Origin of the sequence: Plesiomonas sp., from assembly GCF_051650925.1 — a bacterium.
Classification (GTDB): domain Bacteria; phylum Pseudomonadota; class Gammaproteobacteria; order Enterobacterales; family CAMTGL01; genus Plesiomonas.
Window position 1 is genome coordinate 1 of record NZ_JBOFRH010000198.1, and the last position, 1,035, is coordinate 1,035.

The 1,035-nt window shown below is 45.7% G+C and carries 2 protein-coding genes; both read right to left on the reverse strand.

The window, feature by feature from the left end:
* Positions 1-244 (reverse strand): Rnf-Nqr domain containing protein (locus ACRC27_RS04795; protein ID WP_438639313.1); only part of this gene is annotated, 244 nt, incomplete at its 3' end.
* A 162-nt stretch (positions 245-406) separates the two neighbouring features.
* Positions 407-1,035: EAL domain-containing protein (locus ACRC27_RS04800; RefSeq protein WP_438639314.1), on the reverse strand; the 629-nt coding region annotated here is incomplete at its 5' end.

A 1,035-nucleotide genomic window follows, 5' to 3' on the forward strand; every position in this document is an offset into this window, starting at 1 on the left:
CAATAACCAGAATAAATGAAAGGGTACGCAGATAACCGATGCCAAACGGGATCAGAATAAAGCGATCCATCAGGTATGAGCATACCGATGCCAGCGTCATAACAAATGTGGTGGCTAAACCCATTCCAATGGCCGTTTCCAGCTTTTTGGATACGCCCATAAAAGGACACAAGCCGAGAAACTTGACCAAGACAAAGTTATTAACGAGCACTGTTCCGATGAGCAGCAAAAGATACTCAGTCATCCGGTCTACCTTTCATGATAAAAAACCGAGGTATTATCAGCAATTATAACTCTGCCGACAACCGGACAATCGATTTCGCCCTAATAAGCGGACAAGAAACACGCACCATAAAGGCACGCGTTTCTTAGGGGATAGGCTGAAATGGTTATAATTATCAGTTTATTAACTTACCATACGCAGCAATTCGGAATCTTGCACCGGTTTAGGCTTCGCCACGATATAGCCTTGAATCGCATCCACGCGCAGATGCGCTAGCATGGTTTTGTCTTCCTGCTTTTCCACATTTTCTGCAATGATTTTGGTACCTAAACGATGCAGCGTATCGATAAATAAACGTAATACCTGCTGCAAAGATTTGTTGGCTTCAATATCACGGGTATAACGTGGGTCGAGCTTCACAAATGATGGCTTATAACGTGACAGCAACGCTAACCCATCGAGCTGTTGGCCAAAATGACACAAACATACCCGCACCCCATGTTGGTGCAGTAAGGTGATCAGTTTGCCGGCATTGTCAGGGTAGGTTTGGATCGCTTCCGTTTGGATCTCCATCACCAAGTGTGGGGTGACGGCAGGGTTTTTCTCCAGATACTGAGTTAACCAATGTAAAAACTGCGGTTCGTTGATGGTATGAAAGCCTAAGTTAACCGCCAAAACCCCATCACCTTTGAAGCCTTGCAAAATGCTGGTGATCTTGGTCAGCAGCATCATATCCAGCTGTGCCATACGACCATGATATTCGGCCATCGCGATCACTTTGTCGGTCGACATCGCCCCTTTGGAGAAGGTAA